Source organism: Nonomuraea sp. NPDC004186 (assembly GCF_053603495.1).
Genome location: NZ_JBSGFQ010000013.1, coordinates 14,900 through 35,480 on the forward strand (window position 1 = coordinate 14,900; position 20,581 = coordinate 35,480).

General features: G+C 67.9%; 16 protein-coding genes. 8 read left to right on the forward strand and 8 right to left on the reverse strand.

The annotated features are described in order from the left end of the window. Positions 1 to 533 precede the first annotated feature (533 nt). Positions 534 to 1,490 (forward strand): D-alanine--D-alanine ligase family protein, encoded by a 957-nt coding sequence (locus ACWEPL_RS13255; RefSeq protein WP_452436214.1) that lies wholly within the window; start codon positions 534 to 536, stop codon positions 1,488 to 1,490. Between the two features lie 1,278 nt (positions 1,491 to 2,768). After that, positions 2,769 to 3,815, forward strand: coding sequence for a threonine aldolase family protein (locus tag ACWEPL_RS13260; protein WP_452436215.1), 1,047 nt, complete (start codon positions 2,769 to 2,771; stop codon positions 3,813 to 3,815). 661 nt (positions 3,816 to 4,476) lie between these two features. On the opposite strand, the gene ACWEPL_RS13265 is transcribed toward ACWEPL_RS13260, so the two are convergent. The 8 genes from ACWEPL_RS13265 to rpmH form a co-directional block, all read right to left on the reverse strand. After that, a complete protein-coding gene (locus ACWEPL_RS13265; RefSeq protein ID WP_452436216.1) occupies positions 4,477 to 5,439 on the reverse strand; it encodes a ParB/RepB/Spo0J family partition protein in 963 nt (320 codons plus the stop codon). 2,076 nt (positions 5,440 to 7,515) lie between these two features. Beyond that, a complete protein-coding gene (locus ACWEPL_RS13270; RefSeq protein ID WP_363978797.1) occupies positions 7,516 to 8,442 on the reverse strand; it encodes a ParA family protein in 927 nt (308 codons plus the stop codon). 137 nt (positions 8,443 to 8,579) lie between these two features. Further along, the gene (gene rsmG, locus ACWEPL_RS13275) at positions 8,580 to 9,251 is read right to left on the reverse strand and encodes a 16S rRNA (guanine(527)-N(7))-methyltransferase RsmG (protein ID WP_363978794.1); all 672 of its coding nucleotides are present in this window, start codon (positions 9,249 to 9,251) and stop codon (positions 8,580 to 8,582) included. 294 nt (positions 9,252 to 9,545) lie between these two features. Next, on the reverse strand, positions 9,546 to 10,034 hold the full coding sequence (locus ACWEPL_RS13280) for a Jag family protein (protein WP_192789032.1): 489 nt from the start codon (positions 10,032 to 10,034) through the stop codon (positions 9,546 to 9,548). Between the two features lie 20 nt (positions 10,035 to 10,054). Beyond that, positions 10,055 to 10,978, reverse strand: coding sequence for a membrane protein insertase YidC (yidC, locus tag ACWEPL_RS13285; RefSeq protein WP_363978790.1), 924 nt, complete (start codon positions 10,976 to 10,978; stop codon positions 10,055 to 10,057). Between the two features lie 4 nt (positions 10,979 to 10,982). Next, complete coding sequence (yidD, locus tag ACWEPL_RS13290) at positions 10,983 to 11,264, reverse strand: membrane protein insertion efficiency factor YidD (RefSeq protein WP_319718238.1); 282 nt, start codon at positions 11,262 to 11,264, stop codon at positions 10,983 to 10,985. Further along, entirely contained in the window at positions 11,261 to 11,602 is a 342-nt protein-coding gene (gene rnpA, locus ACWEPL_RS13295) for a ribonuclease P protein component (RefSeq protein WP_452436217.1), read from the reverse strand. The genes yidD and rnpA overlap by 4 nt, the downstream gene beginning before the upstream one ends. A gap of 80 nt (positions 11,603 to 11,682) precedes the next feature. Further along, the gene (rpmH, locus tag ACWEPL_RS13300) at positions 11,683 to 11,820 is read right to left on the reverse strand and encodes a 50S ribosomal protein L34 (protein ID WP_043614899.1); all 138 of its coding nucleotides are present in this window, start codon (positions 11,818 to 11,820) and stop codon (positions 11,683 to 11,685) included. 447 nt (positions 11,821 to 12,267) lie between these two features. Between rpmH and dnaA the strand changes: the two genes are divergently transcribed. The 6 genes from dnaA to gyrB all read left to right on the forward strand — a co-directional run bounded on the left by dnaA (position 12,268) and on the right by gyrB (position 20,572). After that, entirely contained in the window at positions 12,268 to 13,848 is a 1,581-nt protein-coding gene (gene dnaA / locus ACWEPL_RS13305) for a chromosomal replication initiator protein DnaA (protein WP_350724228.1), read from the forward strand. A gap of 523 nt (positions 13,849 to 14,371) precedes the next feature. Beyond that, positions 14,372 to 15,511: a DNA polymerase III subunit beta gene (dnaN, locus tag ACWEPL_RS13310; RefSeq protein WP_355192871.1), complete on the forward strand. Its 1,140-nt coding sequence runs from the start codon at positions 14,372 to 14,374 to the stop codon at positions 15,509 to 15,511. A 46-nt stretch (positions 15,512 to 15,557) separates the two neighbouring features. Further along, entirely contained in the window at positions 15,558 to 16,505 is a 948-nt protein-coding gene (gnd, locus tag ACWEPL_RS13315; protein ID WP_363978782.1) for a phosphogluconate dehydrogenase (NAD(+)-dependent, decarboxylating), read from the forward strand. Between the two features lie 35 nt (positions 16,506 to 16,540). Next, positions 16,541 to 17,785: a DNA replication/repair protein RecF gene (gene recF / locus ACWEPL_RS13320; protein WP_364252007.1), complete on the forward strand. Its 1,245-nt coding sequence runs from the start codon at positions 16,541 to 16,543 to the stop codon at positions 17,783 to 17,785. Beyond that, positions 17,775 to 18,275 (forward strand): DUF721 domain-containing protein, encoded by a 501-nt coding sequence (locus tag ACWEPL_RS13325; protein ID WP_363978777.1) that lies wholly within the window; start codon positions 17,775 to 17,777, stop codon positions 18,273 to 18,275. Before recF ends, ACWEPL_RS13325 begins: the two co-directional genes overlap by 11 nt. 353 nt (positions 18,276 to 18,628) lie before the next feature. After that, positions 18,629 to 20,572 (forward strand): DNA topoisomerase (ATP-hydrolyzing) subunit B, encoded by a 1,944-nt coding sequence (gene gyrB / locus ACWEPL_RS13330; RefSeq protein ID WP_363978775.1) that lies wholly within the window; start codon positions 18,629 to 18,631, stop codon positions 20,570 to 20,572. Positions 20,573 to 20,581 lie beyond the last annotated feature (9 nt).

Here is a 20,581-nt window from a genome sequence, read left to right on the forward strand (position 1 = left end):
CCACCCCTCTTCAAACCTGGCCACCCCTGCTCCACCTACTCCCCCGGGCCAGCCACCCCCTGCCCGATCTCACACCCGCCTTGATAACCGCCACCCGCCTGGCCTCACGCCCGCTCGCGCACACCGCCACCTACGCGCCTCACGCCCGCTCGCGCACACCACCACCAGCGCGCCTCACGCCCGCTCGTGAACAGCCACCACCGTGGCCTCGCACCCTCACGGACACCGCCGCAGCCTGAGCACCGTTCCCTCCCTGACCACCGTCTCCCGCCCTCCCCCACGCGCGCCATCCCGAAGTCCACCCGCCACCACCCTGGCGCACCCTCGGCCCCGCCCCTTCCAGGCACTCACACCATCGCCGCCTGCCCCTTCCCGGCATCACCATCGCCCTGCCGCCCCATAAGCGGGCCCCCTGCCGCCCTATAGGCGGGCCCCCTGAGCGCTGTCCTTCCCCAAGCCCCGCCACCGCCCAGTTCACTGCAGCTTGGCGGTACGGTTGGACAGCGGCGCGTGCGATCAGCGGAGGAGATGTGATGAGCGATCTGGGCCACGTGCTCGTGCTGGCCGGAGGTCTCTCCTACGAGCGAGAGGTGTCCCTGCGCTCCGGTCGCCGAGTCAGCGAGGTGCTGCGTGCGGCCGGCGTCGACGTGGAGGCCCGCGACACCGACGCGTCCCTCGTGCCCTCCATCCTCGCGGACCCGCCGGACGCGGTCTTCGTGACCCTCCATGGTGGCGCGGGCGAGGACGGCGCGATCCGTTCCGTCCTCGAGCTTCTCAACGTCCCGTATGTAGGCGCCGACCCGGACGCCTGCCGAGTGGCCTTCGACAAGCCCACGGCCAAGGCTGTCGTACGCTCGGTCGGCCTGCGGACGCCGCAGTCCGTCACGCTGCCGAAGGAGACGTTCCACGACCTCGGCGCCACGGTGGTGCTGGGGCGCATCATCGAGCGCCTCGGCCTGCCCCTCTTCGTCAAGCCCGCCCGGGGCGGCTCGGCGCTGGGCGCCTCGATCGTCCGCACGGCAGAAGAACTCCCCGCCGCCATGGTCGGCTGCTTCGCGTATGGCGACACGGCGCTGATCGAACAGTACGTGGATGGCGTAGAGGTGGCGGTCTCCGTCGTGGACCTCGGCAACGGCCCGGAGGCCCTGCCGGCCGTGGAGATCGTCCCGGACGAGGGCGTCTACGACTACGCGGCGCGCTACACGGCCGGACACACCGAGTTCTTCGCCCCCGCCCGTCTCTCCGCCCAGGCGGCCGCGGCGTGCGCCGAAACGGCGGTGACCGCCCACACGGCGCTCGGCCTCCGCGACATCTCCCGTACGGACCTGATCGTCGACGCCAACGGCATCCCGCACTTCTTGGAAGTCAACGTGGCCCCGGGAATGACGGAGACCTCACTCCTCCCGATGGCCGCCGAAGCCGCCGGCCAGGACCTGGGCGACCTCTGCCGCACCCTCCTCCAAAACGCCGCCACCCGCGCCCACACCTGACCACCACTCCCTGCCGCCTCTTCTACGGCCGCCCAGTCAGCGCGCGCCTGCCCCTGACTCCCAGGCGCGCCCTCCCACCCGTGACTGCACCTCACAGGCAACCCGCTCTATTCACCCGAGCGCGGCCAGCTCAAAAATCAGCTCGAGTCCGCGCGCCCGCCAGCACACCCCTCCCGAAAGCCGACGTCGAAGACCGACCCGGAAGCAAGCGCCCAACGGCCAGCCAACCCGAGGCCGAGCAGCCGCCAGCACGACCACCCCAAAAGCGAACGACCGACACCACCGCCGACTCGGCGACGAACGCCCACTGCACGGCCAACCACCCGACGCACGCCGCCCCAGAGCGAACGGCCAACACCGCAGCCGACGCACAGGCGGACATCCAGCACGACGGCCAACCCGAACGAGGGCAACCGCCACCACGAGCATCCCGCAGCGAACACTCGGCACCACGGCCGACACACAGGTAGACGTCCGGCAGCAGGGCAACCACCACCGAGGCGAACGGTCAACACCACAGCGGACGCAAAGACAGACGTCCGCCAGCGCAGCCAATCCGGAGGCGAGCGACCGCCAACACCACCTCCCCCGGCATGAACGGTCAACACCACCGCTGACCCAAAGGTGGGCATCCGACAGCACGGCCAACCCAGAGGCGAGCGACCACCGACACCACGACCCCCGGCACGAACGGTCACACCACCGCCGACGCAAAGACAGACGTCCGACAGCACGGCCAACCCAGAGGCGAGCGACCATCAACACCACCACCCCGGAAGACGAACGACCGGCACCATCGCCGACCCAAAGGTGGGCATCCGAGAGCCCGGTCGGTTCGGGGCCGCTTCCGGCGGAGTGGCTGAGTCCTTGAGACAGCACACGACTCAGAGCGAGTTTCCTCCCGGCAGAGGTCGCAGCGGCACAACGCTTGCCGGAGCGGCGCGCCACGCACGCTTGGCCAGGGCAACCCCGCCCCCTGGCCGCCTCTACACGGGCGAGGCCCTGACCCCCATCGGCGGGGAGACCTGGCGCTTCTCCGCCGCCATCCTCGCCTTCCCACGTTGAGCCCACCACGGACGCCAGCCACCATGCAGAGGAAGAGCACACGCGTGCGTGCCAGCGCCGGCCGCATCTAGGTCGCACGCCTCCCGTTCATCACCAGCCCATCCACAGAACGCGGGGAAGAGTGACCCCCACCGGATCCACAGCCTCGTGGGACGGGGATCGATCGACGGATGCCCGGGCGCCGGGCTGAGGGCAGATAAGTAGCCTTACCGTGTGCCGATCGATTCGATGTACCCCAAGAGCTTCGCCAGCGACAACCACGCCGGCGTTCACCCGACCATCCTCGAAGCCATCGCCTCAGCCAACCACGGAGACGCGCCCGCCTACGGCGACGACAACTGGACCTCGGCGTTCGAGGACAAGGCCAAGGAAGTGTTCGGCGCGGGCGCCGAGGGCTTCGCGGTGCTCAACGGCGCGGGCGCCAACATGGTCGGGCTGGCCCTCATGCTCGGCCGCTACGACGCGATCCTCTGCGCCGACAGCGCCCACATCGCCACGCATGAAGCAGGAGCCTCAGAACGCCTGCTCGGCGTCAAGCTGATGACGATCCCCACCGAGGATGGCAAGCTCCGCCCGGAGGACATCAAGTCCCGCCTGGGCGGGATCGGCAACCCCCACGAGTCCCAACCCACGGTGGTCTCCATCTCCCAAGTCACAGAGCTCGGCACCTGCTACTCCCCCGCCGAGATCGCCGCCATGGCGGAGGCGGCACACGAGTCGGGTCTACGGCTCCACATGGACGGCGCCAGACTCGCGAACGCCGCCGCCTTCCTCGACTGCGATCTGAAGGCCATCACGACAGACGCCGGGGTGGACGTCTTCAGCTTCGGCGGCACCAAGAACGGCGCTCTGGCGGCCGAGGCGGTCGTCGTCCTCGACTCCTCGCTCGCGCCCGGTGTCCCGTTCCTCCGCCGCCAGTCACTGCAACTCGCCTCGAAGATGCGCTTCATCTCAGCTCAGCTTTCGGCGCTTCTGACGGACGATCTATGGCGCGAGAACGCTTCTCACGCCAACAAGATGGCGGCCCGCCTGGCGGACGGTCTGGCCGATGTGCCCGGCGTTTCCTTGGCGCACCCGGTCCAGTCCAACGCCGTCTTCGCCGTCCTCCCACCCGCCGTCGCGGAGACCCTCAGAGCACGCTATCTGTTCCACTACTGGGACGAGCGCGCTGGCATCGTCCGCTGGATGACCGCCTTCGACACGACGCCGGAGAACGTGGACGACTTCCTCGACGACCTCCACAAGGCCGCCGCCGCGTAGCCTCGCGCCAACGCCGCCCGCCGTTTCACGTGAAACACATCGCCCTCGCAGCAGCGCGCCACGGCTCCATGTTTCACGTGAAACGCCCCCCAAGAACCGCTCACCCCGAAGAACCGCCGCCCGTAAGGCGATCTGCCAACCCGGCCCCTCGACCAACCCAAGCACCTCGTTTCACGTGAAACATCGGCTACCCGAAGCGAGACTTGGCGTTGGTTTCACGTGAAACAGCCCCCCGACGAACTGTCCGCGGCGGTCTCACGTGAGATAGCAATCCAAACCGAGCACCCTCAACCGTTCGTCGGCCGTCACCGCCGCAGCGCCCGCACACGAGGATGGCAGCGGCCGGGAGCGATCGGCCGGCAATGACGGTTTCACGTGAAACAGCGAATCCGAACCGGGCACGTCAATCGCTCGTCCGCCAGCACCGTCGCGACGTCCATCGCGAGGCCGCTAGGGGTCGGGGGGCGATCGGTAGGCAGCGACGGTTTCACGTGAAACAGCGGCCCCGGCGAACCGTCCGCGGCGGTCTCACGTGAAACAGCAACCCGAACCGAGCACCCTCAACCGTTCGTCGGCGCGTCACCGCCGCAGCGCCCGCACACGAGGATGGCGGCGAGCAGGAGCCGATCGGCTAGCAATGGCGGTTTCACGTGAAACAGCGTCAGTCTTCGGACTCCCGCATCGCGCGGACAGCTTCCGGCGCCATCGTGCCGATGATCCGCTCAAGGTCGTCGATCGTGGCGAACTCAACGACGATGCGTCCCTTGCGGCGGCCCAGATCCACCTTCACCTTGGTCTCGAAGTGGTCCGAGAGGCGATCGGCGAGGTGAGTAAGACCGGGAGCGGTGGGCTTGGGCGCCTGGCGCTCACGCGCGGGCTTCGTGGCGGCCTTGGCGCTCCCCATCGCGACGATCTCCTCAACCGCCCGGACCGAGAGGAGCTCTGCCACGATTCGCTTGGCCAGATCGATCTGCTCGTCAGCGCTGCCGAGGCCGAGAAGGGCTCGAGCGTGACCGGCGCTGATAACGCCTGCGGCCACCTTCTGTTGAACCTCGGGCGGGAGGTTCAGGAGTCGGAGGGTGTTGGTGATGTGGGAGCGGGAGCGGCCGACCTTCTGCGCCAACTGATCGTGCGTCGCCTGGAAGTCGTCGAGGAGTTGCTGATAGGCCGCGGCCTCTTCAAGGGCGTTCAGCTGCTCACGCTGAAGGTTCTCGATGAGGGCGTCCCGAAGGAGATCATCGTCCTGAGTGTTGCGGACGATTGCCGGGACCGGGTCCAAGCCGACCTGCTGACACGCCCGCCAGCGCCGCTCCCCCATGATCAGCTCGTACTGGCCACCACCGACCGATCGGACCACGATCGGCTGCAGCAGACCGACCTCGCGGATGGACGCCGCCAACTCCTCGAGGCGTTCCCCGTCAAAGATCTCACGCGGCTGCCGCGGGTTGGGGACGATCGCGTCCAGCGCGACCTCCTTGAAGTACGCGCCAGCGATCGGCCTCGGGCCGGTCTCCGCCGTTGAACCGTTCGACGGGGTCGACACCGTTCCCGTTCCGTCAACGATGGGACCGGTCGGGATGAGCGCCCCGAGCCCCTTGCCCAATCCCCGCCGCTGCTGACTCACTGCGTCTCCTCATCCACCCGGCCGATTCCGGTCACTCCAGGAGAGGTTACCGTCGTGCGCGCAACGGGGCGCCCCCTCGCCACACACCACCCGGTTCTATTTACACCGACACGATCACAAACCAACCGAACGACTGACTTGAGCCCATCTCACGCTCGAGACAATCGCCACCACCACACGACCCGCCGCCGCGGTCAAGGGCCCCACACCGCGCCTGAACGCACTTCCCCCGCAGCGCTATCCCAACGCCCTCACCACCTTTCTCCTCCATCTCACTGCTCCGCATCCGTGCGATCGCATCATGTCGCCGGCCCGCCTCATCACTCCCCCGTCCCGCCGCCTCGCTGCCGCGCCCCCTCGCAACCTCTCGCCTCGCCACCCCACCGCTTCGCCGCCGCATCGTCCCGGTTCCCTGTTCCACTACCTCGCTGCCGCGCCACCCGACCGTTTTGCCGTCCCGCTGTCCCACCGCTTCACCGCCTCACCGTCCCACAGCTTCGCTGCCGCGCCGCTTCGTCACCCCGATATCCCGCTGTCCCACCGCTTCGCCGCCGTGCCGCCTCGCCGTCCCGCCTTCCTGTCCCACCGCCTCGCCACTCCCCCCGTCCTGGCTGCCTCGCCGTCCCACGCCTCACCGCCTTGGCGCAGCGCGGCGTAGGCCCAGGGGGCAGTTCCGCTCGGCGTAAGGGTTCTTCAGCATCCCCCCATCGCCATAACCCGGGATGCCGAGGCAGCCGCAGAACGGCGGGATCGCGAGTGCTTACGCCCATCGGACAGTGCGCTTAGACGTCACGCTCGACGCCAGCGGCGCCTGGGGAGCCATCGTCCAGCCGACGCTGCGCTTAGACGCCGCGGCTTGACAGCCGCGTTGCTCGGGGACACCTTTAGGCACCGCACGGCGCGCTTCAACGCCGAGGCGGTGCTGGCGAGTGAGACGCCACCGCGTGATCACGCCCGCGGTGGTTCCCGAGGCGACCCTGCGCTGGTGGTTGGCAGCACGAGCCTGCTGGGGAGGCGGAGCCGCGAGACGCCCATGTGGCAAGACGGGGATGCGGTTGTAAGACGTTCGAATGTCACTCCGCATGGCCAGCCCGCAACCGCACTCGCTGTGCCTCACTCGCATGCCACGATACCGACGCCTCACGATCCTGCCGAAGCGTCCGACCCGCAACGGCGGCGACTGTGCCCCCGGTCGCGAGCCGCGGTGGCTGGCTTCTCACGATCTTGCTGGCGTGTCGGTCCCTTCGCCCTGCCCGTCCGGCTACCCTGCTGCGGGGCTTACCTGATCGCTCTGCTGCCGCACTTACCTGGCTGCTTTACCCCGCTGGTCCGGCTTGCTTGGCTGCCCTGTCGGCCCCGTCGGCCCCGTCGGCTCTGTCGGCTCTGTCGGCTCTGTCGGCCCCGTCGGGCCCGGCTGGCCTGGCCGTCCTGTCGCCTCTATCGGCCCTACCGGCTCGGCCGGAGCGGCTGGCGTGGCTGACTAGGTTGCCTAGCTCGTCCGGCTGTCCAGCGGCGCTGGCGGCCCGGACGCCTCGATCGTGGTGCTCGATTCCGGGCCGCTTTGCAGAATCTCGCCAATCCTTCCTGCAGTCACCCAGCCTTCGTCACCCTTTGTCCCGGCAGGCCCGCCTTTACCGCCCGTCGCATCGCCGTCTCGCGGTCTCGCCATCTCGCTGTGCCGCTCGCACTCGGGGGTCGGTGTCCCCTGTCTCGTTGTGCCAACGGGACGTCGTGATGCTGGCCCGCGCTTGCCCCTATGGCGGCAGCTTGTCGTTTGCGCGTGCTGTCGTCCCCGTGCGCCTGGGGCAGGAGCTCGTGCCTCTACGGCGGTTGTGTGATCGGTGGGGAGGCATGCTCGTGGGCCCTGGCTCGCTGCTGCTCGTGTCGAAGCAGGAGGAGGTAGGGCGGGGGCCGGTGAGTCGAGGCCGCGGTGGGCGGGGTGGCTGCGTACGGCGGGGTTGTGGGTGCTGTGGCGGGAGGCTGGGTGTGGAGGGGCCCGGGTTTGGGCGTGGGTGGGTGAGGGCTTGGCGGCCGACCTGGTGGGCGGGGCGCGGGAGTTGTGGTGCTGGGGTGGGGTTAGGCGACGGGGGCGCGGTGGGCGATCTCGCGGGCGGCGTCCATGTAGGCCATCGCGCCGCTGGAGCCCGGGTCGTACGTCATCACCGACTGCCCATAGCTGGGCGCCTCCGACAGGCGGACGCTGCGGGGGATGACCGTGTTGAGCACCGTGTCGCCGAAATGCGACCGGACCTCGTCCGCCACCTGAGAGGCCAGCCGGGTCCGCCCGTCGTACATCGTCAGGACGATGGTCGAGAGCTTCAGCGTCGGGTTGAGGTGTGCGCGGATCAGGTCGACGTTCCTGAGGAGCTGTCCGAGGCCCTCCAGGGCGTAGTACTCGCACTGGATCGGGATCATGACCTCTTCGGCCGCCACCAATGCGTTCACCGTCAGCAGGCCCAGGGAGGGCGGGCAGTCGATCACGATGTAGTCGAGGTCGATCGCGTCGTACGCCGCCAGCGCGCGCCGCAGGCGGGCCTCACGGGCCACCAGCGAGACCAATTCGATCTCCGCGCCGGCCAGGTCGATGGTGGCCGGGGCGCAGTAGAGGTTCGGCATGTCGGGGACCTGCTTGACGATGTCCGCCATCGGGAGGTCGTCGACGAGGACCTGATAAACGTCCGGCACGTCGCCGCGGTGCTCGGTGGCCAAGGCTGTGGAGGCGTTGCCCTGAGGGTCGAGGTCCACCACGAGGACGCGCTGCCCATGCATGGAGAGGGCGGCGGCGATGTTCACCGATGTGGTGGTCTTGCCCACTCCGCCCTTCTGGTTGGCCACCGCGATCACCCTGGTCTTGGATGGACGCGGCCACGTGCCGTCCCCGCCGTCGGGAGTCTGAGCGGCCGTCGGGGTTGCGGATGTTTCACGTGAAACCACTGAGCTGAGCGCCTCTCGTACCAACGGCGAATCACCGGGATTCAGGGGGGTCTGGGTCACGATGTCCATCCTTTCAACCAGTGGTGTGCCGGTGCCAGGAGTTGACTGTCGCGACACGCCCATTTCGGGCCAGCCAACCCCGCTTGGACTCTCGGACGGACGGCTGTCCGGCCAACCAAGACCGCTTGACGCGACTGGCACGACCGTCACCTCCTTCGTCGACGCCTGGCTCGCTCCGGCGTGCGACCCGCTACCACCCGAACCAGTGTTGCAGGCGGCTCGACCTTACCGTGCCCGACGGTCACAAGCTCGGCCGTTCGTGCCCCGATGGCCCGCAATTGGGACTCTGCCTCGGCGAGCTCCTCGGCGGCGCGCTCCCCCTTCATGGCGATCAGCTCGCCACCCTCGTGGAGCAGCGGCATGGCCCATTTCAGCAGGCGATCGAGCGGCGCCACGGCACGAGCGCTGGCGACGTCGAACTCGCGCTTGCCCACCAGCTCCTCCGCCCGGCCGCGCAGCACCTCGACGTTGTCGAGCTTGAGCGCCTCGACGCACTCCTCCAAGAAGACGGTACGGCGAAGCAGCGGCTCCAGAAGCGTGACCGTGATGTCCTGCCGGACAATCGCCAGCACGAGCCCGGGCAGCCCGGCGCCGGAGCCGATGTCCACCAGGTGCACGTCCGGAGGCACGGCCTCAGCCACGACCGCGCAGTTGAGCAGATGGCGATCCCAGATCCTGGGCACCTCACGCGGACCCAGCAGCCCGCGGACCACGCCGGGCCCCGCCAGCAGCTGGGCGAACGCGTTCGCGCGTTCCCAAGCCTCCCCGGCGAAGACGTCCCGCGCTATGTCCGGCGGCGCCGGAAGCTCATCGCTCACTGGTCGGTGGCCCTTTCTGGGGCTGGTGGCCCTTGTTCGGTGGGAAGCCGGGTGGTCTCTACCCAAGGCTAAAGGTGAGATCACAGTGGAAGACTAGCGGGCCGGTCTGAAGGCGACCTTTCAGCACGCCGCCGTCCGTGTGACCCGGTCCGGATGGGGAACGTTAACAAGGGGCATGCGCGCATAAATGCGCGCTACGACATACGTACAGGGATAAAAGGAGCATAAATGCGAAACGGCCGTCCACCACGCGTACGTGCGGGCAGACGGCCGGATCGGATGGCGTAACACCCCTCAGGCGGGCAGGACCACCACGTAGCGGTGTGGCTCCTCGCCCTCGGACTCGCTGCGGAGCCCGGCGGCCGCCACCGCGTCGTGCACGATCTTGCGCTCGAAGGGCGTCATCGCGTGCAGCGACCTGGGCTCGCCGCCGTCCTTGACCTCGTTGGCGACCTCGGTGCCCAGCTTGGTCAGCTCGGCCCTGCGCCGCTCGCGGTAGCCCCCGACGTCGAGCATCAGGCGCGAGCGCTCACCGGTCTGCCGGTGCACGGCGAGGCGGGTCAGCTCCTGGAGCGCCTCCAGGACCTCTCCCCCGGGACCGACGAGCTCGTTGCCCTTGAGCCCCACGACGGAGACCATGGCGCGGTCGCCCTCGACGTCCATGTCGATGTCGCCGTCGATGTCGGCGATGTCGAGAAGGCCCTCGACGTAGTCGGCAGCGATCTCGCCTTCCTGCTCCAGCGCGTTGAGATCAGGAGCCTTCTCCTGCTCGGCCTCAGTCATGGCCGGCCTCTCCTTCATGTTCAAGACTTCTTGCTGCCGGTGCGCTTGCTGCGGGACTGGCGGCTTGGCTGCTGCCTGACGATCTTAGGCTCCGGCGGGGGCGGAGGCGCCTGCTCTTCGGGCGTGGTCTTGCGAAGCTTGGCGAACAGGCCGGGCTTGACCTCGATGGGGACCGCGTTGCCCTTGGCGTCGAACTGCGGCATCGGGTGCCGGCTGTAGAACCAGTGCTGCTGGCCCAGGGTCCAGAGGTTGGTGGTGACCCAGTAGAGGATCAGGCCCAGGGGGAAGTTCAGGCTGAAGAAGGCGAACAGCGGCGAGATGTACATCAGGATCTTCTGCTGCTGCGCCATGGGGTTGTCCGGCATCTGGGCCATCGAGCGGGTGACGCTCTGCCGGACGGTGAGGAAGGTGGTGAGCGAGCTGATCGCGACGAAGCAACCGATGATGATCTTCTCGCTGACCTGGGCGGCCTCGAAGAACGTGGCAGGAAGCGGGGCGCCCAGGATGAGGGCATGCTTGGCGCTGTCGACCAACTCCTGCGTCATCCCGAACTTCGGCTGGTCCGCCGCGATCGCCCGCAGCACGGTGAACATCGAGATGAAGATCGGGAATTGGGCCACGACAGGGAGACAGCCGCCGAGGGGGTTGGCGCCCGCACCTTGGTACAGCGCCATGACCTCCTGGTTCATGCGCTGCTTGTCGTTCTTGTAGCGCTTGCGGAGGTCCTGGACCTTCGGCGCCAGCTCCTGCATCTTTCGCGACGAGCGCATCTGCTTGAGGAAGAGCGGGAAGATCAGGATCCGCATGCAGATGGTCAGCGTGATGATGGTGAGCGCCCAGGTCAAGCCGCTGTTCGGGTCGAGCACCGTGCTGTATGCCTGGTGGATCCAGGTAATGACTTGGGCGACGGCTGTGTACAGCCAGTTGAGCCAGGACAGCTCCACCGAGCTATCTCCCTTGCGTTTCGTGGGACCGGACCGGGCGTGGGGGCACCGGGTCTATACCTCCGGGATGGAATGGGTGGCACCGCCCGATGCGCCGGACAGTCAGCCAAATGCCGCGCAACGCTCCGTGCGTGGCGATCGCCTCGAGTCCATACGCGCTGCAGGACGGGTAGAAACGGCAGCGTGGACCCAGCATCGGGCTGATGAACGCCCGGTAGAACCGGATCGGGATGATCAGCGCCCGAGCGGCGAGGCTCGGCGTCACCCCTTGCGGCTGCTCCGTCATTTTTGTCCACCCGTCGAGGACTCGCGCCGCCTGAGCAAACGTTCCAGTGCGGAGTCGAGCTCGGCGGCCAGAAGCTCGAATCGCGCGGACGCGGCCGGTGGATTGGCGCGTACCACCAGCAGGCTACCTCGCGGCAGCCGGTCGAGACGGTCCCGCATCAGGTGTCGGAGCCGTCGCTTGACCTTGTTCCGGGTCACGGCGCCGCCTACGGCCTTGCTCACCACGAAACCCACTCGAGGGGACTCTTCCCCCGAAGTGGCGAAATGCACCACCAGAGTCGGACGACCAGCGCGCCTACCGCGCCTGACCGCCGCCTCGAACTCTTCCCCGCGCCGCATGCGGGAGTGACGGGACAGCACCGTATACGCCTAACGCCCGCCGGCAGGACGCACCGACGGGCCATATACGCGCGGAACGATCAGGCCGACAGCTTCTCGCGGCCCTTGCGGCGGCGAGCGGCGAGGATGGCGCGACCGGCCCGGGTGCGCATCCGCAGCCGGAAGCCGTGGGTCTTCGCGCGGCGACGGTTGTTCGGCTGGAAAGTACGCTTGCTCACGGGTGGGCTCCAGGCTTGAAGGTGCGCCACAAGGACGCTGTACACACATGGATGGCCTGCCAGGGAAGCGAGGGCACGCGAAATAGCCGTCGCGTGACAAGCCGACCGTCGTACGTTACGGGGGAAGCACCCCTCAGGTCAAACTGGACGGGTTATCCACCTTTCCACAGGCGACTTTTCCACCGCCGCCCCGGCGTCCACAGTATGTGCACCCAGGTGCCACTAGGCTGTGGACAATGCCTTGAACACAGCTGTGCACATAGATACTGTCGGCCCTTTCGAACCTGCTAAAGGGCTGTGCACAACCTGTGGATCTCCTGTGGAGGGCCTGGGCACGAAGCCCGGCCGCCACGTTGTGGACGAACGGGCCGCCGATCACCGCGGGCGGCCGCGCATGTGGATAAACGATCGCGGGGGGCCGCGAGAGGAAGGAGGGGGAGCCGCACCATGAACGGTGTCGACCTCGGCACGGTATGGGCGAGGGCCCTGAGCAACTTCCTCAACGAGAACGTGCCGATCCAGCAGCGTACGTGGCTTGGGATGGTGCGCCCGATCGCGCTGGCGAACGACACGATCGTGCTCGGCGTCCCCAACGACTTCATCAAGGACCTCATCGAGGGCAACAAGCTGCGCCCGCTCGTGGCGCACGCGCTGTCACAGGAGCTCGGCCGGACCATGCGGGTGGCCGTGATGATCGACACCACGGCGCCGGAGCAGCTGTCGGTCGACCCTCATCAACAGCCTGTGACTCAGAGTTATCCCCAGAATGTGGAGAGCCAGCCGCTCTACGCACAGCCCGCGCCATCGCAGCACCAGCAGGCTTCGGAGCCTCCGCAGTTCTATTCTCCACAGCCTGAGCCGCCCCAGATATCCACCGAATATCCACAGCCGGGCTTCTCTTTTGAACAGGCGCAGCCGTACACACCGCCTGTGGAAAAGGAGCCGGAGCCGGCTCCGAACCGGTGGGAAGCGAAGAGCAACAAGCCCAGCGAACCGGCCAGGCTCAATCAGAAGTACACATTCGAGACATTCGTCATCGGGGCCAGCAACCGGTTCGCCCACGCGGCGGCCGTGGCGGTCGCCGAATCCCCCGCGAAGGCGTACAACCCGCTCTTCATCTACGGAGACTCGGGGCTGGGGAAGACGCACCTGCTGCACGCGATCGGGCACTATGCACAGAGCCTGTACGACGGCGCGCGGGTCAGGTACGTGAGCTCCGAGGAGTTCACCAACGACTTCATCAACAGCATCCGCGACCACAAGGCCGACGGCTTTCGCGGACGCTACCGGGCGATCGACATCCTGCTTGTGGACGACATCCAGTTCCTGGAGGGCAAGGAGCAGACCCAGGAGGAGTTCTTCCACACCTTCAACACCCTCCACAACGCCAACAAGCAGATCGTCATCTCCAGCGACCGGGCGCCGAAGCAGCTGACCACGCTGGAGGACCGGCTGCGCAACCGGTTCGAGTGGGGCCTGATCACCGACGTCCAGCCGCCGGAGCTGGAGACCCGGATCGCGATCCTCAGGAAGAAGGCCATCCAGGAGGGCCTGGCCGCGCCGCCCGAGGTGCTGGAGTACATCGCCAGCCGCATCTCCACCAACATCCGCGAACTCGAGGGCGCCCTGATCAGGGTCACCGCGTTCGCCAGCCTCAACCGGCAGGGTGTGGACCTGCAGCTCGCCGAGGTCGTGCTCAAGGATCTGATCACCTCGGAGTCCGACACCGAGATCACCATCGCGGCGATCATGACCGAGACCGCCAACTACTTCGGCATCAGCATCGACGACCTGTGCGGCACCTCACGCAGCCGGGCGCTCGTCAACGCCCGGCAGATCGCCATGTATCTGGCCCGCGAGCTGACCGAGCTGTCGCTGCCCAAAATCGGCCAGCAGTTCGGCCGCGACCACACCACGGTCATGCACGCCGAGCGGAAGATCCGCTCGCTCATCGCCGAGCGCCGGTCGATGTACAACCAGGTCAACGAGCTGACTTTGCGTATCAAGCGGACATCCCGCGGAGCCTGAACTTCATGCACAGCCTGTGGAAAACACTGTGGATCTGCGGAAACGCCGAAACCCGCCGGCTCTTCGCCACACAATGCCCGAAAAAATCCCCCACAGGGCCTGGGGACAAGGTTGGGGACACCCTGGGGAGAACCTGGGGACTACTCGTGGATAACGTGTGGACGTCCTGTGAACAGGCGATCTGGGACTCCAGCCGCGTCCCTTTTACCCCGTGGACAACTTGTGGAAACCTCGTGGATAACCCGTGGATGAAGGCACCAAGATCTGGGGACAGCCTGTGTGCACAGACTCGTCATCCCCAGGCGCGCGAGTTCTCCCCAGGCGTCACCCACACCCCCAGTGGATGAAAACAGGGCTGCTGAGCAGCTAGAACGCCGGTTGTCCACAGTTTCCACAGCCCCTAGTGTGATGACCTCTTATCTCTCTAACAAAGAAACTCAAGACCCATAGAGGGGTTCTCCCGGAGCTCAGGTGCGGGAGAGTGAACACTTGAATCAACGACGAACCCAGGAGGCCGATCACCGTGATGTTCCGAATCGAGCGAGACGTTCTCGCTGAGGCGGTGGCATGGACGGCACGCAGCCTCCCGGCGCGCCCGTCGGTGCCCGTGCTCGCAGGCATGCGTCTGGAGGTCACCGAGGGACAGCAGCTGAAGCTGTCCGGCTTCGACTACGAGGTCTCCGCCGAGGTGACGCTCGAACTCCAGACCGGTGAGGCCGGCGTCGTGCTGGTCTCGGGCAAGCTGCTCGCCGAGATCACCCGCGCACTTCCTGCACAGCCTGTGGACTTCGTGGTGGACGGCGCCAAGGCGGTCGTCACCTGCGGCAGCGCTCGATTCACACTGCTGACCATGCCTGTGGAGGACTACCCGTCCCTCCCTGCCATGCCGCCGGCCGCCGGCCGGGTGGGCAGCGACGTGTTCGCCTCCGCCGTCGGCCAGGTCGCCGTCGCCGCCGGCCGGGACGACACCCTGCCGATGCTCACCGGCGTGCGGATGGAGATCGAGGGCGACACGGTGACCCTGGCCGCGACCGACCGCTACCGGCTCGCCGTACGCGAGCTGAAGTGGCAGCCGGGCCAGCCCGACTTCGCCGCCATCGCCATGATCCCGGGCAAGACCCTCGCCGACACGGCCAAGGCGCTCGGCACGACCGGCGCGGAGGTGGAGATCGCGCTCAGCTCCGCCGGCGGCACCGGCGAAGGCATGATCGGCTTCTCCAGCGCCGGACGGCGGACCACCACGCGGCTGCTCGACCCCGAGTTCCCCAAGTACCGGTCGCTGCTGCCCACGGAGTTCTCCGCCCGCGCGGACTTGTCCACAGGGCCGTTCGTGGAGGCGGTCAAGCGCGTCGCCCTGGTCGCCGAGCGCAACACCCCGGTACGGCTGGCGTTCAAGAGCGGCGAGGTCGTGCTCGAGGCGGGCAGCGGCGACGAGGCGCAGGCCGTCGAGGCCCTGCCTGTGGATTACGAGGGCGAGGAGATGAACATCGCCTTCAACCACCAGTTCCTGCTCGAGGGACTGGGGGCCATCGACTCGGATGTTGCGCGACTTCAGATGACCACGTCGACGAAGCCAGCTATCCTCACCGGTGGCAAGCCTGTGGATGACGGAGCCGCTACGGACTACCGTTACCTGATCATGCCCATCCGCCTGTCAGGCTGATCCTGTCATCGGGGATGATGGAAGTCTGACAAGGGGGTAGGACAACATGCAGATCGGCATGGTCGGACTGGGCAAGATGGGCGGCAACATGGCCGAACGCCTGCGCCGCGGAGGTCACGACGTCGTCGGCTACGACCGCGATCCCGCGATCAGCGACGTGGGCAGCCTCAAGGAGCTGGTCGAACGCCTGCAGAAGCCGCGGGCGATCTGGGTCATGGTCCCCGCCGGCAAGCCCACCCAGGCGACGATCGACGATCTCGGCGAGCTGCTCGACCCCGGTGACATCGTCGTCGACGGCGGAAACTCCCACTATGTGGACGACCAGAAGCACGCCGCCGAGCTGGCCGAGAAGGGCATCGGCTTCGTCGACTGCGGCGTGAGCGGCGGCGTCTGGGGCCTCAAGAACGGCTACGCGCTCATGTGCGGCGGCGACCAGGCCAACGTCGACCGGCTCATGCCGATCTTCGAGACGCTCAAGCCCGAGGGCGAGGACGGCTTCGTGCACGCGGGCGAGGTCGGCGCCGGGCACTTCGCGAAGATGGTCCACAACGGCATCGAGTACGGCATGATGCAGGCGTTCGCGGAGGGCTGGGAGCTGCTCGAGGCCTCCGACGTCGTCAAGGACGTCAAGGGCTCGTTCAAGAGCTGGCGCACCGGCACCGTGATCCGCTCCTGGCTGCTCGACCTGATGGTCCGGGCGCTGGACGACGACGAGCACCTCGAGCAGCTCCGAGGTTATGCACAGGACTCCGGGGAGGGCCGGTGGACGGTGCAGGCGGCTGTGGACCACGCGGTGCCGCTGCCGGTCATCACCGCCTCGCTGTACGCCAGGTTCGCCTCGCGGCAGGACGACTCCCCCGCGATGAAGGTGGTCGCGGCGCTGCGCAACCAGTTCGGCGGCCACGCGACCACCTCCGCGGAGGGCAGCACCGAAAAGGGGGCCGACTCCCCCGGCGCCGATGTGATCCCGCCGCGCGAGACCGAGCGTCGGTGACCACAGGCATCCCCGAGGCGCACTAACCTCGTGGGGTGCATGTCGCCCACCTCTCGCTGACCGACTTCAGGTCGTACGCGTCCGTGGAGCTCGGCCTGGAGCCGGGCGTCACGGCGTTCGTGGGGCCCAACGGCCAGGGCAAGACCAACCTGGTCGAGGCCCTGGGCTACGTCGCGACGCACTCCAGTCACCGGGTGTCGAGCGACGCGCCGCTGGTGCGCAAGGGCGCCACGCGGGCGATCGTGCGCTGCGCTGTCCACAGGGATGACCGCCGGGCGCTGGTCGAGCTGGAGCTCAACCCGGGGCGGGCCAACCGCGCCAGGCTCAACCGCTCCCCCGTGTCCAGGGCCCGCGACGTCGTCGGCCTGCTGCGTACGGTGCTGTTCGCCCCCGAGGACCTGTCGCTGTCCAAGGGCGATCCGGCCGAGCGGCGCCGATTCCTCGACGACCTCCTGGTGGCCAGGACGCCCAGGTTCGCCGGCGTCCGGGCCGACTACGACCGGGTGCTCAAGCAGCGCGGCGCGCTCCTGCGTACGGCCGCGCAGGCCCGCAGGGGCAGCAGGAGCGCCAGACGGGCCGAGAGCGACAGCGGGTTCACCGCGGCCGGCGCGGGCGACGTGCTGAGCACCCTGGAGGTGTGGGACGCCCACCTCGCCAGGCACGGCGCGGAGCTCCTTCGGGCCCGGCTGGAGCTCGTCGAGGCGCTGCGCCCGCTGGTGGCCGGCGCCTACTCCGCGCTCGCTCCCGGGAGCGACCCCGCGACGCTGGCCTACCGCAGCACGTTGTCCACAGGTGGGGATACCGATGAGGGTGTCTCGGAGGACGAAGCCGCCGGTGAGCGGGGATCTTTCGATACACAGACGTTATCCACAGACTTGGGGAAAACCCTTGAAGAACGGCTGCGGGAGCGGCTATTGGAGGTCCGCTCAGCGGAGCTCGAGCGCGGCGTCACGCTCGTCGGCCCCCACCGCGACGACCTGATCCTCGGCCTGGGCGACCTGCCCGCCCGGGGCTACGCCAGCCATGGCGAGTCCTGGTCGTTCGCGCTGGCCCTGCGGCTGGCGGCGTACGACCTGCTGCGGGCCGACGGCGGCGATCCCGTGCTGATCCTCGACGACGTGTTCGCCGAGCTCGACAGCCAGCGCAGGCGGCGGCTGGCCGAGATCGTCGCGCCGGCCGAGCAGGTGCTCATCACCGCCGCTGTGCCGGACGACGTGCCCGCGGAGCTGGTGGGAGGCCGGTTCGACGTCGCAGAAGGGAGCGTGACCCGTGTCCGCTGACGACAACCCCGCGGCCAGGGGAGCCGCGATGGCCAGGGAGAAGCTCGCCCAGGCCAAGGCCGACGCGGCCAAGCGCGGCCAGCTCCCCCGGCGCGAACCCAGGCGCAAGGCGGCGGGGCCGCGCAGGGAGGGCGGCGATCCACAGCTTTTCGGACGTGCCATTGCCGACCTCCTGGCCGACCGCGGCTGGGAGCGCTCGGCGGCGGTCGGCGGGGTGTTCGGGCGCTGGATCGACATCGTGGGTCCTGACCTGGCCGCCCACACCAAGCCCGAGTCGTTCGAGGACGGCGAGGTGCTGATCGCGGCCGACTCCACGGCCTGGGCGACGCAGGTGCGGCTGCTCGCGCGCACCCTCGTCCGCCGGCTCAACGAGGAGCTCGGCGACGGCACCGTCACAAAGGTCAAGGTCAGAGGCCCGCAGAACGCTCCCCGGCCGTCCGGAGGGTTGCGGGTGACCGGAAGCCGGGGCCCTGGCGACACCTACGGATAGCCTCGATCAGCGGTTTTCCGCAGCAGGCACTTTTGCTGCTCCGGTTGGGCCCCAGGGGCGATCAGAAAGCCACAGACGCGATAAGCCCCCTTTCCGAAGGGGGGATGCTTACCGGGGGGCAAAACGAGCTAGGAGCCATCACAGGCGCGTTCCTTGCCACCTTCGGCCGCCGGACCCGGTAGACTGAAGACGGATTCCGGACACGTCCGCTTGCGTGTCACCCCGGCGCTAAGCCGACTTCCCTTGGGTGACCGCGCATCGGGGCACTCACGACGGTGACGGGCACGGTAGGGGCAGCTTTCGCAGGTTGATGGCCTCCCCCGCCGCGTGTCCGCGGCAGGAGGATTTCGCAGTTGTCCTACGACGCTAGCTCTATCACCGTACTCGAGGGGCTTGAGGCGGTTCGCAAGCGCCCGGGTATGTATATCGGCTCCACCGGGGAGCGCGGCCTGCACCACCTCGTCTACGAGATTGTGGACAACTCGGTGGACGAGGCCCTCGCCGGTTACTGCTCCCGGATCGACGTCACGCTCTTGGCCGACAACGGCGTACGCGTGGTCGACAACGGCCGTGGCATCCCCACAGGCTTCATGGAGAAGGAGAACCGCTCGGCGGTCGAGGTCGTGCTGACCACGCTCCACGCGGGCGGCAAGTTCGACAGCCAGTCCTACGCGGTCTCCGGCGGCCTCCACGGCGTCGGCTCGGCCGTCGTCAACGCGCTGTCCACCGCCATGGACGTCGAGGTCAAGCAGAACGGCCACTACTGGCGCCAGCGCTACGAGATGTCCAAGCCCCTCGCGCCGCTGGCCAAGGGCGAGGGCACCGACGAGACCGGCACCACGATCACGTTCTGGCCCGACCCCGAGATCTTCGAGACCACCGCCTGGAACTACGAGACGTTCTCGCGCCGTTTCCAGGAGACGGCCTTCCTCAACAAGGGCCTGACGATCACGCTCACCGACGAGCGTCCCGACCACATCAACGGCGAGGTTCACACCGTCACCTACTGCTACGAGGGCGGTCTGACCGACTTCGTCCAGCACCTCAACACCAAGAAGGAGGCGGCGCACGCGTCGATCATCTCCTTCGAGGAGGAGGGTGACGGCATCGCGGTCGAGATCGCCATGCAGTGGAACAACTCCTACTCCGAGTCGGTCTACACCTTCGCCAACATGATCAACACCGCGGAGGGCGGCACCCACGAGGAGGGCTTTCGCGCGGCGCTGACGACGATCGTCAACCGCTACGCCCGCGAGCAGAAGTTCCTCAAGGAGGGCAAGGACGACAACCTCTCCGGCGAGGACGTCCGCGAGGGCTTGACCGCGATCATCTCGGTCAAGCTGGCCGAGCCGCAGTTCGAGGGCCAGACCAAGGCCAAGCTGGGCAACACCGAGGCCAAGTCGTTCGTGCAGAAGGCCTGCAACGACCACCTGCGCGACTGGTTCGAGCGCAACCCCGGCGAGGCCAAGGACATCATCAACAAGTCGCTGCAGGCCTCGCGCGCCCGCATGGCCGCCCGCCAGGCCCGCGACCTGACTAGGCGCAAGTCACTGCTCGAATCGGGCAGCGGCCTGCCGGGCAAGCTGGCCGACTGCCAGTGGAACGACCCGGAGAAGTGCGAGCTGTTCATCGTCGAGGGAGACTCGGCCGGCGGCTCGGCCAAGGGCGGCCGCGACTCGCGCTTCCAGGCGATCCTGCCCATCCGCGGCAAGATCCTCAACGTCGAGAAGGCGCGGATCGACAAGGTCCTCAAGAACAACGAGGTCCAGGCGCTGATCACCGCCCTGGGCACCGGCGTACACGACGAGTTCGACATCGCCAAGCTGCGCTACCACAAGGTCATCCTCATGGCCGACGCCGACGTCGACGGCCAGCACATCAACACGCTGCTGCTGACGCTGCTGTTCCGGTTCATGAGGCCGCTGATCGAGGCCGGCCACGTCTACCTGTCGTGCCCGCCGCTCTACAAGATCAAGTGGGACCGCAAGGGTGAGGACGCCTCCTACGCGTACTCCGACACCGAGCGCGACGCGGTCATCGCCGAAGGGATCGCCAACGGCAAGGCCGACCCGCGGCCGCGGGACAACGTACAGCGCTTCAAGGGTCTCGGCGAGATGAACGCGGGCCAGCTCTGGGAGACCACGATGAACCCGGAGACCCGGCTGCTGCGCCTGGTCACGCTCGACGACGCGGCGCAGGCCGACGACCTGTTCAGCGTGCTCATGGGCGAGGACGTGGAAGCCCGGCGCGACTTCATCATCCGTAACGCGCGCGACGTCCGCTTCCTCGACGTTTAGTTAGAAAAG